Raw genomic sequence first — 13,662 nt, forward strand, 5'->3', positions numbered from 1 at the left:
ATTCCTTTCGGGGAGGGCGCGGCGGACGTCGTTGCGCCGGGGATGTGCTGGACGCCGATCCGGCGGCGGAACACCCAGTAGGTGAACGCCTGGTAGGACATGACCAGCGGGGTGACGATCAGGGCGACCCAGGTCATGATCGTGAGCGTGTAGTGGCCGGACGCCGCGTTGGTCACGGTCAGGCTCCACGCGGGGTCGAGCGTGGAGGGCATCACGTCCGGGAAGAGGGCCAGGAACAGCGAGGAGAACGCGGCGACGACAGCGGTTCCGGACAGCCCGAACGCCCAGCCCTCCCGGCCACGCCTGTTCAGCAGCAGCGAGGCCGCCAGCGCGACACCCGCGATCACCACGGCGACCAGGCTGCGGCCCCTGCCATGGTCGGCCTGGGTCCAGATCAGGAACGCCGCGCCCAGGGCCAGGGCGAGGAGGCCCAGCACGCGGGCCTGGCTCCGGGCTCGTACCCGCACGTCGCCGAGCGTCCTCAGGGTGGCGAACACCGCGCCGTGGAAGGTGAACAGCGCCAGAGTGAAGAAGCCGCCGAGCAGGGCGTAGCCGCTCACGAGGTCGCCCAGGTCCCCGGCGTAGTCGTGGTCCGCGCCGATGGGGACACCGCGGACGATGTCGGCGAAGATGACGCCCCACAGGAATGCGGGGATCAGGGAGCACCAGAAGGTGGTGTGTTCCCAGTTGCGCTGCCAGCGCTCCTCACCGCGCTTGTGGCGGTACTCGAAGGCGACGCCACGGAGGATGAGGCAGCCGAGGATGAGCAGGAACGGCAGGTAGAAACCGCTGAGCAGGGTGGCGTACCAGTCGGGGAAGGCGGCGAAGGTGCCGCCGACCGCGGACAGCAGCCAGACCTCGTTGCCGTCCCATACGGGTCCGATGGTGTTGATCAGGACCCGGCGCTCGGCGCGGTTCCTGGCGAGGGCCTTGGTGAGGACGCCGATGCCGAAGTCGAAGCCCTCCAGGAAGAAGTAGCCGATCCACAGCAAGGCGATCAGTACGAACCAGAGGTCGTGAAGGTGCATGACCCGATGTCTCCTTTCCGGGTATCAGTAGGCGAACGACAGGGGCTGGTCGGCGTCCGTGTCCTCGCCGGAGCCGGAGCCGGTGCCGCGTGGTCCCCGCAACAGCGGGTCCCTCACGGGCTGCTTCTCGGTGATGTCGGGGCCGGCCTTCGCGTACTTGGCCATGAGCCGGACCTCGATGACGGCGAGGACCGCGTAGAGGAGGGTGAACACGCTCATGGACGTGATCACCTGGGCGTCGCTGACGCCGGGGGAGACGGCGTCGGCGGTTCGCATCAGGCCGTTGACGACCCAGGGCTGACGGCCCATCTCGGTGAAGATCCAGCCGAAGGAGTTGGCGATCAGCGGGAAGCCCATGGTGAGGACGCCGATCCGCCAGAACCACTTGGTCAGGGTGGGGTGCAACTCGCGCTCGGCGGTGAGCATGAGGCGAGGCACCTCGTCAGCTTTGGTGCGGAACCGCGGTGCCACCAGTCGGCGTTGGCGGGTGAGCCACAGGCCGACCAGTCCGAACGCGAAGGACGTCATGCCGAACGTGATCATCAGACGGAAGGCCCAGAAAGTCATGAAGATGTTCGGCAGGTAGTCGCCGGGGGAGCCGCCGTAGAGCTTCGCCTCGTGTGCGGCGATGTCGTTGATGCCCGGCACCGCCTCGTGGAAGTCGTGGTGGGCGAGGAAGGACAGCAGTCCGGGGATCTCCACCTCGACACTGTTGCGGCCCTGGTCGACATCGCCTACGGCGAAGGCGGAGAACGGTGCGGGGCTCCGGGTGTCCCACAGCGCTTCGGCGGAAGCCATCTTCATCGGCTGCTGCTCGAACATGACCTGGCCCATCCGGTCGCCGCTCAGCGCGGTACCGAGGCCCGCGATCACCGCGATGACCAGACCGGTCCGCAGCGACACGCGCAGTGCCGATATCTGCTTGGACCGCTTCTCGCTCGGCTGTTCGCCCCCGGCCTCGGCGCGCTTGGCCCGCCACAGATGGAAGCAGGAGATGCCGACCATGAAGGCCGCGCCGGTCAGGAAGGCCGCGGTGAGGACGTGGGCGAACCCGACGAGCGTGGTCTCCTGGGTGAGGGCGAGCCAGACATCGGTGAGCCGCGCCTTGCCCGTCTTCTCGTCGATCGTGTAGCCGACGGGGTGCTGCATCCAGGAGTTGGCCGCGAGGATGAAGTAGCCGGAGAGGACCGTGCCGAGCGAGACCATCCAGATGCAGGCGCAGTGGAGCCTCTTCGGCAGCTTGTCCCAGCCGAAGATCCACAGGCCGATGAAGGTGGACTCGAAGAAGAAGGCGATCAGCGCCTCCATGGCGAGCGGGGCGCCGAAGACGTCACCGACGAAGCGGGAGTAGTCCGACCAGTTCATGCCGAACTGGAACTCCTGCACGATGCCGGTGACCACGCCCATCGCGATGTTGATCAGGAAGAGCTTCCCCCAGAACTTGGTGGCGTGGAAGTACTTCTCCTTGCTCGTGCGCACCCATGCGGTCTGCAGGCCCGCCGTGATCGCCGCGAGGCTGATGGTGAGCGGGACGAAGAGGAAGTGGTAGACGGTGGTGATGCCGAACTGCCAGCGGGCGAGGGTCTCGGGTGCCATGGCCAGGTTCATCTAGCACTCTCCCTGTTCGTGAATGTGAACACATTCACTAACTTGGTCCGAAGAAAGACCCCGCTGCTCGAACGAGAGACGGGAAAGCCCGCGGCGCGTCTCGGTGCGGGCGGCCAGCAGGGTCAGGAGGACTCCGGCAGCCAGCCACAGCCACAGGGAGAGCAGGTGCGAGCCGAGATCGTGGTGGTCGAAGTAGAGGATGCTGCGCGCGCCCTCGACGAACGCGGCGCCGTTCCAGAAGGAGTGCAGCGCTCCGAAGAAGTCGTTCTGCAGCTCCGGGCTCATCAGACCACCGGCGCTGGTCAGGTTCAGCATGACGAACAGGCCCATCAGCACCAGCGGGGTGAGCTGCTTGAGGAAGGTCTGCAGCCCGAGACCGACGGCGAAGACACCGACGCAGTAGAGCAGGCTCATGGCCCAGACGGAGCCGTAGGAGTGGTCGACGACATCGAAGACGGGTCCGGCGAGCAGGATTCCGACACCGCTCACGGCAAGGCAGGCCCCGAGCCCCATGAGCGCGCGGGCCCGCATACCGAGCGCCTGCTCCAGGGGCGCCAGGACGAGCACACAGCAGTACGACGCGACGCTGAGGGTGATCAGCAGGAAGAACAGGCCGCCGCCATTGGGGTCCTGCGGCGTGGGCGGCGCGACGTCGGTGACCTTCAGGGGCACGCCCTGCTTGTCGGTGACCATCCGGAAGATGGACTGGGCCGTGTTCGCGTCGGAATTGGAACCGGCCCGGGCCACCAGGAGTTCGGGGTGCTTCGGGGTCGGCACGTAGGCGCCGACGAGGTCACGGTCCAGCAGGTGCTCACGGGCCTGCTGCCGGGTGGGCACCGTGGTGACGTCCAGGCCGTTGCCGGCCTTGTCCTTGATGGTCTGCGCCAGGACCTTGGTCTCGGGCGAGGAGCCCACGACCGCCACCTTCATGTCGTTGGGCTGCGGGTCGTGGAACGCGCCGAGGTAGCTCAGCCCCAGGCCCAGGCACACCAGGACCGGGCCGATCATCAGGGCGACCAGCCGGACGACGGTGGAGCGCCGACTGGGGGAGGCGTGGTGTATTCGTACGGGTGTGGGGTGGACGGCGGTCGGAGTGGTCATGAAGGCCGGCTCCTTTTACGTGGATACGAGCGCGCGGCACTGGCGGGGTGACACGGCGCGGGAGGATTCGACGCGGGCCGCCGCAGGAACCACCGTGCCCGGCTCCGTTTCGCGGGGTCGGGCACGGTGGTGACCTGTGGGGCGGTCGGCCCGGTCAGCCCGTCAGGGTTGCTGCACGGACGGGTGGACTGTCGGAGACCGACGGTCAGGCGGTGGTCAGCCACTCCGGGCGCTGGGAGCCGCGGGGGACGAGGATCTGGCGGTAGGCGCCGGGCGTGTCGGACATGCGGACCTGGTCGGTGATGCCCTGGTAGTGGCCGAGGGGGGTCTCGGCGGTGAACAGCTCCGGGTCCGGGTAGGCGTGCAGCTCGCCCGTGCCCGCGATCTGCTTCGCGTAGTCCTGGTCGAAGATGCCCATGGAGAGAATCCACAGGGCGACGCGGGACAGGGAGACGTGGACGCGGTAGCTGCCGCCGTCCTTGGCCCGGCGGCGCAGGGCCTCGGCGATGCCGGCCGTCATGAACCACGACACGAGGTAGTCGTTGACGACGGTGATCGGCGGCAGCGCGGGCTGGTCGCCGTCGCCCTCCAGGTGCAGCAGGCCGGTGAGGGCACCCGCGGTCTGGTCGAAGCCGAGGTAGTCCTTCCACGGGCCGGTCTTGCCGTTCAGCGACACGGTCGCGTAGATCGCGCCGGGGCGGCGGGCGATGACCTCTTCCTCGGACAGTCCGACGCGGTTCAGGAAGCCGGGACGCCGGTTGGCGTAGAAGACGTCCGCCTCGGACTGGAGCTTGTGGATGAGGGCGAGACCCTCCTTGGTGTACGGGCTCACCGTGGCCGAACGCACGCCCACGCTGGTGGTGTTGTACGTGACGTCGTGCTCGAGCTCGTAGGGCCGCCACAGGTTCAGCACGTCGGCGCCGTGCAGCGCCATGGCGCGGCCCGCCCCGGCACCGGCGATGATGTGGCCCATGCCCAGCGCCTTCACGCCGTCGAACGGGGCGACGGGGTTGGCGGGCAGCGGCTCGGGGTCGCTGTCGCCGATGCGGGTGATCTCCACCAGCGGCAGCTTGGAGAGCACCTGCTTGTACTGCTCCTCCTGCAGGATCTCCTGCGGGGTGCGCACCATCGGCATGACACAGCCGGCCTCGGCACCGGCCTGCTCCAGCTCCCGGGCGTTCCACTTCGAGATCGCGGCCGCGACGTGCTCGGGGACGTCACCGACGCCGAGCAGGCGCTGCGCGGCGACCTTGATGTTGGGATAGATGTTGAACGGCATCATCCAACGCTCGTCCGCGGTGCGGTAGAAGTTGTTGGCGTACGCCATGTTGATGATCGACGGCGTGCCGCTGGTGTAGCCGTTGAGCAGCTCCCACTTGCCCTCGTAGAAGGGGCACAGGCGGTGCGGGCCCTTGCGCAGGTCCATGTGGATGTCCTGACCGCGGCCGGTGCGGTCCTTCCACAGGGCCGCGATGGCCGCGGACTTGGCGACCAGCGAGATGCCGGAGGCCGCGCCGAGGCGCAGGGTGCTGGGCACGACCGGGTCGGCGCCCTCGAAGGTGATGTGGCCGCCGGTGTCGCCGGGCCGCAGGCCGATGCCCGCGAGGACCTCGTTCGTCTCGGCGTGCACGTCGAACGCGTCGTCCGTGGCCGGGTTGGCGATCGCCTTCTGGATCTTGCCGGTGAGGGACTTGTCAGGGAGGGACATGATCTCTTCGTTTCTCACGTGTGGTGCGGTGGGGGGAAAGGCTGGTCAGACGTTGCTGGTGGCGGCGTCCGGCGTCTCGCCGAGGGCGCGCATGAGGGCGATCTGCGCCCGGTCCCGCTCGGCGGCGAGCTCCTCGACGGTGCCACCGCCGAAAGCCTCGTTCGCCTGGTTGACGAGGGTGGCGACGGTGGTGTCGTCGAAGGTGGGGTTGCCCAGGGCCGGCCACATGTCGGCCTCCATGGCGCGGCCGAGGTGCTCGATGAAGTGGGGCAGTCCGGCCGGGCCGCCCCCGAGGTGGAAGGTGCGGAAGGGGCCGCCGACCGCCCAGCGCAGCCCGATGGAGGAGGTGACGATGTCGTCCAGCTCCTGCTCGGTCACCACGCCCTGGGCCACGAGGTAGACGCACTCGCGGAAGATCGCGGACTGCAGGCGGTTGGCGACGAAGCCGGGGATCTCCTTGCGCAGCACCTGCGGCTTCTTGCCGAGGACGGCGTAGAACGCCTTGGCCTGGCGGACGGTGGCCTCGGAGGTCTTCTCACCGGGCACGATCTCGACCAGCGGCACGAGGTGCGGCGGGTTGAAGGGGTGGCCCACGATCAGGCGCTCGGGCTGCGACATCGCCTGGGCGATGGCCGTCGCCGGGATGCTGGAGGTCGAGGTGGCCAGCAGCGCGTGCGCCGGGGCGTTCTGCTCGATGGTCTGCCAGATCTGCTGCTTGAGCTCCAGACGCTCGGGGCCGTTCTCCTGGACGAGGTCGACGCCGGAGACCGCGGTGGCCAGGTCGGCCTCGAAGGTGAGACCGGCGGCGAGGTTCTCGGTGGGCAGTCCGAGCTCCGCCAAGGCGGGGGTGATCTCAGCCAGTCCGGCCAGGACCAGGTCCTCGATGTCGCTGCGGGGGTCGTTGATGACGACCTCGATGCCGCGGGCGAGGAAGAGACCGGCCCAGGAAATGCCGATCACGCCGCCGCCGATGATCGCGGCGCGCTGGTAGGAACCCAGAGCGGGCTCAGAAGTGGGGGTCATGGGTCGAGCCTTTCTCGAGAAGTACGAGGTGGTGAGAGTTGTCCCGGTCGCCGCTGGATCAGGCGGCCAGGTAGTCGTAGACGGGCTTGACCGGGTTGAGCGTCAGGTCGGTGACGATGTGACTGGCGCTGACGACCTCGAGGACGGGCAGGTCCGAGAGCGGAGCCATCACGTGGGCGAAGAGCTCCAGGCGGGCGGGACCGGTGAAGGCGCTCTTCACGGTGACGTCGGTGACCTGAGTGCGGACGAGATCGCACACCCGCAGGCTTCCGTCATAGTTCGGCACCGTCTTGATCATGAAGTTGGGCGAGCAGATCTCCGCACGGGCCTCGTCGAGGTCCATGGCGTGGTGCTTGTAGCCCATCGTGGCGGTGGCCACCCGCAGGGTGCCGTAGTCGAGCGTGCCGACCAACGTGTCCGAGTCCACGTAGAGGGAGGGGGAGCCGGACTTCTTCGGGTACGCGCTGTATTCGCGGCCGCTGGAGATCGCCGGGACGCTGTCGACGTACATCGCGAGGTTGAACTCACCCGCCTCGCCCTCGTGTTCGACGGCGACGAGCTGGCCCGCCTCGGTGTAGTCGCCCAGGCCGGTGACGTCGGGCATGCGCATGATCTCGAACCGGACGACGGGGTTGGTCACCGTCAGCGGTTCGGGAACCAGTCGGCGCAGCGCGTCGGGGTCGGTGCGGTAGTAGATGTTGAGGTACTCGCGGTTGGTGAACTGGTACCTGGTGGGCGCATAGGCGGGGGCGTCCACCGGAGTGGTGAAGAGCCGGGCGACATCCTGCTTCTGCATAAAAGCCTCCTGGGGAGAAGCGCGCCACGCAGAGGGCGAGGCGGGGTATCTGTCGTGGTCCGCGGAGATACGCGCGGACCTCTCCCGAATCGCATTTCTTCGGGGGAAGGGCGCTTCGTGCTGAGCACCCACAACTCAGTGGACACCCAGCAATGTGGGTCTGTCCAATATATAGTTGAGTCATGACCGATATGATTGACGATATTCACCTGACCAAGCGCCTGCTGGAGCAGTTCCTGACGGTCGCGGACGAGAAGCACTTCGGTCGGGCCGCGGAACGCCTGTCCATGAGCCAGCCCCCGCTGAGTCAGTCGATCCAGCGTCTGGAGCGGGGGCTGGGGGTGCGTCTGTTCAAGCGCGGGTCGGGCGGGGTGTCGCTGACCGCTGCCGGTGAGACGTTCGCCGCGGACGCGCGGCGTCTGCTGGATGCGCAGTCCGCGGCCATCGAGCGCGCGCGCCGGGTGGCCGGTGGCCTGGCCGGTGACGTCCGGGTGGGATACGTCAGCATTCTCAGTCACCACTACCTGCCGCGTCTGCTGCGCGCGGCCGCCGAGGAACTGCCCGGCCTGCGCGTACACCTCCACCAGGACTCGGCGGCAGCCCTCGCCGAGATGGTCCGCTCCGGCACCCTGGATCTGGGATTCCTCCGCGACCCCTCACCGCTCTCGGCGGACCTGGTCAGCCGCGGCTTCGCCGTCGAACGCATCGCCGCGGCGGTACCCCACGATCACCCGCTGGCCGACGCCGCCGAGATCACGCTGGGCGACCTGAGCGAAGAGGACTTCGTCCTGCCCGATCCCGCGGTACTCCCAGCCCTGGCGCACCAAGTACAACTGGCCTGTCACGAAGCGGGGTTCACTCCGCGCAGTCGTGCCGTGTCCGACGACCTGACCGGCCTGTTCAGTTACGTCGCCTCCGGACTCTGTGTCAGCCTCCTGCCCGAGCGGCTGCGCGACTTCCGAGTGCCCGAAGTCACCTTCGTGCCTCTACGAGGGGAATCGCCCTACCTGGAAACCTCCCTGGTGGCGGTGCACCGGCCGGAAGCGGACCCCGCCGTGCTGCGCCTGCTGGAGCTGATCACCCGCCACATGGCGTCGTGACCGGCCCGTGTTCCGCCCGTCACGGGGTGCGTGACGCCTTCACCCGCTGACCGGCGCCGGACTGGCGGTGCGACACCCTCGCGGCCCGCGTAGGACGCAGCACCCACGGCAGTACGAGCCACAGCGCGACGAAGACCGACGTCGTCATGATCGTGATGCAGATGCCCGCGAGACGCCCCAGTACGAAGGTCGTGACGAGCAGGATCGCGCCGTTGAGGGCCAGGGCCAACAGGACGAATCCGATCTCTGCCATGAGCGCCGCGATAGGGACGATGCGAGGACTGGAGCCGCCGTGGCCCATCCGGCGGTGCAGCGCGATGGGAGTGGCGATGAGGGCTGTCGTGATGACCGTCAGCACCAGGGTCGCGACGTAGATACCGAGCTCGACATCGTCCAAATTCGTGAAACGACCGCTGAAAGCGAGGCCGAGGAGAAAAGCGAAGAGGATCTGCACGCCCGTCTGCACCGCGCGCAGTTCCTGAAGGAGTTCGGCGACGGTGAGGCTCTCCCGTTCCCGCGCCTTTTCGCGACGCTGGGCCTGGAGCTGGTAGCGAATCTGCATGGGACTCCCAGCACATGCGAGGGACGGGCTGCGCCGCCTTCGCCAGACTAGGGCGTCAGTCTTCGGACGGCACACGCTGCGCGCTCATCGGGGTGTGGCACGGCGTGACGGCCCGCTGAGACGTGGCGGCGCCCAGCCCCTCGGCGACCCTGGTGCGGTAGAGCCCCCGGCATGCACCGGTACGCGCCTCAAGCTCGCCGGCTTGCGTGTTTCCGTACAACGTATGGTAAAACTGAAGCAGCTTCCATGCGACGTATGGAAAGCGAGTCGAAACCGAGGAGAACCCCGTGCGCATCCGCAGGAATCACATGACCGCCACCACGAAGCACATGGGCGTCGTCTTCGCGTCGCTGCTGCTGGCCGGGGGGGCCGTGCTGGGCGCCGGTGGCATCGCGTCCGCCGCGCCGCAGACCGGGCACCACGCGAGTGTCGGTACGGACGCCGGTGGCCACGGCCGGGTCCATGGTCACGACGGGCGCTTCGACGGTTCCGACGGCCACCGCGCGCCCGCCGTCCACGCCCCGCGCTCACGTGACGGCCGCGACCCCTGCGCCCTGCTGCCCGGTCCGGGCGACCCCGACTTCTACCGCTGGGACCACGGTCTGAGCCAGCTCTGTGGCAACGGGTACGACGCGCATCGCTTCCCGGAGCGGGGCGAGGCGAGCCGCCACATCGTCGTGGTCCGGTCCGGCGCCGTTCGCTGACTGACGCATCCGAGCCTCCCGCCGTCGCCGAGCAGGTGCCGCCCGACTTGAGGAGCACGACCGATGAGACCGTCGAAGGCCGCGATCACCGGGCTGCCCGTACAGTTCCTCTTCGCGCCCGGACCGGTGACCCTGCCACTGCGTATGAACCTCGCGTACGAGCTGGACGATCCCTATGCCGTCCGTGTCTCGTTCGTCCATCCGGGCACCGGACAGACCGTGGAGTGGATCATCGGCCGGGACCTGCTCGCCGCGGGTCTGGCGGAACCCGTCGGTGAGGGGGACGTGCGGATCTGGCCCGCCCGCAGGACGGCCGGCAAGGCCGTCCGCATCCGGCTCAGTTCGCCGACCGGCACGGCCCTGTTCGAAGCCCCGACCGAGGAGATCGCGGCATTTCTGCGGGCCACGGAGGCGGTGGTCCCCACCGGCACCGAGTCCCGGCACGTGGACACCGACGCCCTGCTGACCCATCTGCTCGCCGAGGGGTGAGCCAGCAGCTCACCCGAGGTGCCCCGTTCGGACCGCGCCCTCAATGCGGGCACCCCTTGTTGTGACCCCCACGGCGTGATAGAGCTTGGCTGTGTTTAGTGCCACTAAACACGCCGCGCGGTCACGCTCGTTCAGTCGTGCAAGGGAGCGAAGTTGAGCAGTCAGACAGTCGTCGTGGGTCTCGGTGCCACCGGCCGGGCCATCGCCTCCTCCTTGCTGGAGCGCACGGACGTCGACATCGTGGGAGCGGTGGACCGAGACCCGCGCGTCGTCGGTCAGGATCTCGGAGTGGTGCTCGGCGGCGCACCGAACGGCGTCGTCGTCGTGAGCGACCTCGCCGATCTGCCTGCCGCTGACCTCGCGGTCGTGGCGACCACCTCGGATCTGAACCAGGTCGTGGGCACCCTGCTGCCCCTGCTGGAGCGGTCGTACAACGTCCTGAGCATCTGCGAGGAACTCGCCCATCCTTGGCGTAGCCATCCGGAGCTGGCCCGGCGGCTCGACGACACGGCGAAGGCGCACGGTGTGACGGTTCTGGGCGGCGGGGCGAACCCGGGCGTCCTGATGGACACGCTTCCGCTCCTGCTGACCGCGTTGACCCAGCGCGTGGAGAGCGTGCGCATCCGCCGACGCACGAACATGTCGCGTTACGGAGCGATCCTCTCGAAGTTCGGTCTCGGTCTGGACCCGGAGGAGTTCGAGGCGGCTCGCAGCCGTGGCGACGTCGTCGGCCATTACGGCTTCGAGCAGGCCATCGCGGCGCTCGCGGCGGGGCTCGGGTGGGATCTCGACTCGGTGGAGGTGGGGGAGGTCGAGCCCGCTGTCGTGACGACGTCGCCGCGAGTCGGGGACCACCTGCGCATCGAGCCGGGGCGGATCTCGGCCGTCACGCACGCGGCGCGCGGGGTGCTCGACGGTGAAGCGGTGATCGACCTGGAGATCATGTTCGGCTTCTTCGAGCCGACTGACGAGGTGACCGCGGGCGACGACTATCGGATCGTCGGTGAGGAGCAGGTCATCGACCTTCGCTCCCGCGTGGGCTTCGACTCCTTCCTCAGCACGATCGCAGCGGCCGTCAACGCCGCCGCCGCGGTCGTCGCGGCGGAACCCGGTCTCCTGTCGATGGGAGATCTGCCCACCCGTGCGGTCGCGGCCAAGGGGGCGCGACGAGCAGCCCGGACGTCACGGGAGACCACGAAACCTTGAGGAGCAAGCCGAGTTCGAGTCTTCGAGCGAGGCGCACTGACACCCCCCGGCGACGCGCGCCGTCATCGTTCTCCGCGCGTGTTGCTGAGCAGCGGAGGCGACAGGACCCACAGGACCTCGCTCGCCGTCGTACCCGGATTGTCGAACTGGTGAAGTGTCCGGCCGGAGAACGAGGTGGAGGCGCCGGCGGACAGCATCCGTGTCTCGCCGCCCACGATCAGGCGGGTCGTGCCGCTCAGTCCCAGTGCGAAGATCGTGTCGGTGTCGAGCCGGTAGGGGCCACCGGTGCCCCCGCCTGGTTCGACGACGGAACGGAAGACTTGGAAAGCCGTGCTGTCGGCAGGGGTGAGCAGGTACTCGGAGACGCCTTCACCACCCATGTCGATCGGGCTTCCGCCGGTGACGATCGGCTCATCCGGATAGGCGAACAGCTCTCCGACCCCGATCCGCAGCACATCGCAGACCCGCAGCAACGTCGGCACGGACACTCTGCTCAGACCGCGCTCCAGCTGGCTCAGGAAGCCCTTGGTGACGTCTGCCTGATGTGCGACCTCCGTCAGGGACAGCCCACGGCCGAGTCTGATCTCCCTGAGCCGCGCGCCTGTGGACTCGTCAAAAACCTGGGAGCCGCTGGGTGCCCCGCGTGCTTCCCCGTTGTCGTCCATGGACACCGAGGCTAAGGCATGCGTGCGAGAGCCTGTCACATCCCCTGACTGCCCGTGGCACTCCAGTCGAGTGCGTCGATCCCCGGTGCGAGGGTGATGAGCAGGGGCAGCGACGGAGTCAGCGCCGCCGCCATGGCGATGAGGACGCAGTCGCGGCGCCTCAGTCTCGGCGGGGGACTGAGCAGGCGGTCCACCCGGTCACCCAGCGCGCGGCGGCTGGAGGCGCAGGAGAGGACCCCCCGGTGCTGGTTGAGTTCGATGAGGGCGAGGGCGGTGGTGACGTGCCCGCAGCGCCGCGCGGCGGTGTCGTCGGCGGCCAGTTCCACCAGTTGGTGGGTCCGCTCGCAGAAGTGGGTGAACAGGGGGACCCGGGGGAACCCGCTGGCGAGGGCGGCGGACAGGTGCAGCAGCCAGTCGTGGCGGGCACGCGCGTGGCCGCGCTCGTGGGTGAGGACGGCATCGAGCTGGCGGTCGGTCAGCCGCTGTATCGCACCTGTGGTGACGACGAGTTGGGACGGGCTGCCGGGCAGCCACCAGGCGTCCGGGTATTCGTCCTCCAGGACCAGCAGGGGCCCGCTCGCGGTGGGGAGGCCGCCGGGTAGATCCGGCGCCCGTCGCCGCAGACGGTCGCGGGTCACCGCGTGGGTCCGGCTGATCGCCCAGAACCGTCCGGCGAGCACGGCCGTCGTCCACACCGCGCCCGCCGCCAGGAGCACGGTGAGCCCGATGGTCCAAGCGGGGGCCGCGGCCAATTCGTAGGCGGCGAGGACGCCTGGCGGTGCCGACTCGAAGAGGGAGTCGCGCACGGTCCGGAAGACCGCGGCCGTGCCGAGCAGCAGTCCGGTCAGGCAGCTCAGCAAAGCGGTGGCGACCAGACATTGCCACACCCACAGACCGAGTACGGGCTCCCGATCGGGCCAGGTCGCCCGGTCCAGTCGTCGGGCGGCCGGTACACCGGCCGTCAGGCTGACGGTGAGAAGGAGGAGCAGGCAGCCGATCATGTCATGTCTCCGATGGATGTCCCTTCGTGTGCGATGCTCAGACCGTCGGCATCTCCGGCAACGCGACGTGCCCCTTGGCCAGAGCCACCGTCGCGGCCACGAGCGCCCTCAGTCCCTCCTGCTCCGCGGCCTCGTCCCCGAGCCACAGGGCCTGCAGGGTCAGGCCGTCGAAGCCGGAGAGGAAGAACCGGGCGACCGTGTCCGCGGGCGGGGTCAGCTCCTGTCCGGCCCTCGCGGCCGTCTCGCTGATCAGTCGCGCGGTCACCTCCACGACCCGCCGGTAATGCCCCTGCCGGGCCTCGTGCAGTCCAGGCACGCGCCGGGCGAACATGGCCAGCTCGTTGAGCAGTTGATGGTGCGAGGACGGCTCACGCATGGCGCCCCACAACTGGGCCGCCAGGGCGCTGAAGGTCTCCTCGAATCCCGCGTCCTCCGGCGCCGCCCGCCACACCTGCTCGACGAGGTCATCGGTGATCTGGTCCATGACCGCGCGGTACAGGTCCTCCTTCGTGCCGAAGGTGTAGTGGACCGTGGCCTGCGCGACTCCGAGCTCGGCGGCGATGGCGCGCGTGCTGCCGGCGGCCACGCCTTCCCTGGCCATCAGGTCGATGGCGGCTTTGATCAACTGTGGGCGGCGCTCGGCCGCGGTTACGTGAGCCATGCGTGCCACT

Annotated in this window: 13 protein-coding genes and 1 pseudogene; 4 read left to right on the forward strand and 10 right to left on the reverse strand. The window is 68.8% G+C overall.

The genetic code is table 11. The features are described 5' to 3' along the window. Positions 1-32 precede the first annotated feature (32 nt). The 6 genes and pseudogenes from cydB to ACIPPM_RS06345 form a co-directional block, all read right to left on the reverse strand. Positions 33-1,028, reverse strand: a pseudogene (gene cydB / locus ACIPPM_RS06320) (cytochrome d ubiquinol oxidase subunit II); the annotation flags it as partial. A 24-nt stretch (positions 1,029-1,052) separates the two neighbouring features. Then, positions 1,053-2,636, reverse strand: coding sequence for a cytochrome ubiquinol oxidase subunit I (locus ACIPPM_RS06325; RefSeq protein ID WP_401443662.1), 1,584 nt, complete (start codon positions 2,634-2,636; stop codon positions 1,053-1,055). Next, a complete protein-coding gene (locus ACIPPM_RS06330; protein WP_401443664.1) occupies positions 2,637-3,737 on the reverse strand; it encodes a hypothetical protein in 1,101 nt (366 codons plus the stop codon). A gap of 205 nt (positions 3,738-3,942) precedes the next feature. Further along, positions 3,943-5,445, reverse strand: a complete 1,503-nt coding sequence (locus tag ACIPPM_RS06335; RefSeq protein WP_401443666.1) for a CoA transferase — start codon at positions 5,443-5,445, stop codon at positions 3,943-3,945. A 45-nt stretch (positions 5,446-5,490) separates the two neighbouring features. Continuing rightward, positions 5,491-6,468 carry a 3-hydroxyacyl-CoA dehydrogenase NAD-binding domain-containing protein gene (locus tag ACIPPM_RS06340; protein WP_401443668.1) on the reverse strand — a complete coding sequence of 326 codons (978 nt, stop codon included), beginning with the start codon at positions 6,466-6,468 and terminating at the stop codon, positions 5,491-5,493. Between the two features lie 58 nt (positions 6,469-6,526). Further along, the gene (locus ACIPPM_RS06345; protein ID WP_401443670.1) at positions 6,527-7,264 is read right to left on the reverse strand and encodes an acetoacetate decarboxylase; all 738 of its coding nucleotides are present in this window, start codon (positions 7,262-7,264) and stop codon (positions 6,527-6,529) included. A gap of 182 nt (positions 7,265-7,446) precedes the next feature. Between ACIPPM_RS06345 and ACIPPM_RS06350 the strand changes: the two genes are divergently transcribed. Beyond that, complete coding sequence (locus ACIPPM_RS06350; protein ID WP_401443673.1) at positions 7,447-8,364, forward strand: LysR family transcriptional regulator; 918 nt, start codon at positions 7,447-7,449, stop codon at positions 8,362-8,364. Positions 8,365-8,383: 19 nt separating this feature from the next. On the opposite strand, the gene ACIPPM_RS06355 is transcribed toward ACIPPM_RS06350, so the two are convergent. Continuing rightward, positions 8,384-8,926: a DUF6328 family protein gene (locus ACIPPM_RS06355; protein WP_401443675.1), complete on the reverse strand. Its 543-nt coding sequence runs from the start codon at positions 8,924-8,926 to the stop codon at positions 8,384-8,386. A gap of 308 nt (positions 8,927-9,234) precedes the next feature. Here ACIPPM_RS06355 and ACIPPM_RS06360 point away from each other — a divergent pair, with 308 nt between their 5' ends. The 3 genes from ACIPPM_RS06360 to ACIPPM_RS06370 all read left to right on the forward strand — a co-directional run bounded on the left by ACIPPM_RS06360 (position 9,235) and on the right by ACIPPM_RS06370 (position 11,325). After that, positions 9,235-9,630, forward strand: coding sequence for a hypothetical protein (locus ACIPPM_RS06360; RefSeq protein ID WP_401443677.1), 396 nt, complete (start codon positions 9,235-9,237; stop codon positions 9,628-9,630). 144 nt (positions 9,631-9,774) lie between these two features. Further along, positions 9,775-10,119, forward strand: coding sequence for an SsgA family sporulation/cell division regulator (locus tag ACIPPM_RS06365; RefSeq protein ID WP_401444212.1), 345 nt, complete (start codon positions 9,775-9,777; stop codon positions 10,117-10,119). A gap of 174 nt (positions 10,120-10,293) precedes the next feature. Further along, positions 10,294-11,325: a dihydrodipicolinate reductase gene (locus tag ACIPPM_RS06370; protein ID WP_401444214.1), complete on the forward strand. Its 1,032-nt coding sequence runs from the start codon at positions 10,294-10,296 to the stop codon at positions 11,323-11,325. 62 nt (positions 11,326-11,387) lie between these two features. On the opposite strand, the gene ACIPPM_RS06375 is transcribed toward ACIPPM_RS06370, so the two are convergent. From ACIPPM_RS06375 to ACIPPM_RS06385, 3 genes are read right to left on the reverse strand one after another with little or no spacing between them, the layout of a single operon-like run. Beyond that, on the reverse strand, positions 11,388-11,990 hold the full coding sequence (locus ACIPPM_RS06375) for a helix-turn-helix domain-containing protein (protein WP_401443680.1): 603 nt from the start codon (positions 11,988-11,990) through the stop codon (positions 11,388-11,390). 35 nt (positions 11,991-12,025) lie between these two features. After that, complete coding sequence (locus ACIPPM_RS06380; protein WP_401443682.1) at positions 12,026-12,991, reverse strand: M56 family metallopeptidase; 966 nt, start codon at positions 12,989-12,991, stop codon at positions 12,026-12,028. A gap of 37 nt (positions 12,992-13,028) precedes the next feature. Continuing rightward, entirely contained in the window at positions 13,029-13,652 is a 624-nt protein-coding gene (locus tag ACIPPM_RS06385; protein WP_401443684.1) for a TetR/AcrR family transcriptional regulator, read from the reverse strand. Between the last annotated feature and the right edge of the window lie 10 nt (positions 13,653-13,662).

It is taken from the genome of Streptomyces sp. NPDC090119 (genome assembly GCF_044747085.1).
In the GTDB taxonomy this organism is placed as follows: Bacteria; Actinomycetota; Actinomycetes; order Streptomycetales; family Streptomycetaceae; genus Streptomyces.

What these genes read in the sequence shown, in the direction of transcription:
- ACIPPM_RS06325 (WP_401443662.1), bottom strand. Translation starts at nt 2,636, where the DNA reads ATGAACCTGGCCATGGCACCCGAGACCCTCGCCCGCTGGCAGTTCGGC.
- ACIPPM_RS06330 (WP_401443664.1), bottom strand. Translation starts at nt 3,737, where the DNA reads ATGACCACTCCGACCGCCGTCCACCCCACACCCGTACGAATACACCAC.
- ACIPPM_RS06335 (WP_401443666.1), bottom strand. Translation starts at nt 5,445, where the DNA reads ATGTCCCTCCCTGACAAGTCCCTCACCGGCAAGATCCAGAAGGCGATC.
- ACIPPM_RS06340 (WP_401443668.1), bottom strand. Translation starts at nt 6,468, where the DNA reads ATGACCCCCACTTCTGAGCCCGCTCTGGGTTCCTACCAGCGCGCCGCG.
- ACIPPM_RS06345 (WP_401443670.1), bottom strand. Translation starts at nt 7,264, where the DNA reads ATGCAGAAGCAGGATGTCGCCCGGCTCTTCACCACTCCGGTGGACGCC.
- ACIPPM_RS06350 (WP_401443673.1), top strand. Translation starts at nt 7,447, where the DNA reads ATGACCGATATGATTGACGATATTCACCTGACCAAGCGCCTGCTGGAG.
- ACIPPM_RS06355 (WP_401443675.1), bottom strand. Translation starts at nt 8,926, where the DNA reads ATGCAGATTCGCTACCAGCTCCAGGCCCAGCGTCGCGAAAAGGCGCGG.
- ACIPPM_RS06360 (WP_401443677.1), top strand. Translation starts at nt 9,235, where the DNA reads ATGACCGCCACCACGAAGCACATGGGCGTCGTCTTCGCGTCGCTGCTG.
- ACIPPM_RS06365 (WP_401444212.1), top strand. Translation starts at nt 9,775, where the DNA reads ATGAACCTCGCGTACGAGCTGGACGATCCCTATGCCGTCCGTGTCTCG.
- ACIPPM_RS06375 (WP_401443680.1), bottom strand. Translation starts at nt 11,990, where the DNA reads ATGGACGACAACGGGGAAGCACGCGGGGCACCCAGCGGCTCCCAGGTT.
- ACIPPM_RS06380 (WP_401443682.1), bottom strand. Translation starts at nt 12,991, where the DNA reads ATGATCGGCTGCCTGCTCCTCCTTCTCACCGTCAGCCTGACGGCCGGT.
- ACIPPM_RS06385 (WP_401443684.1), bottom strand. Translation starts at nt 13,652, where the DNA reads ATGGCTCACGTAACCGCGGCCGAGCGCCGCCCACAGTTGATCAAAGCC.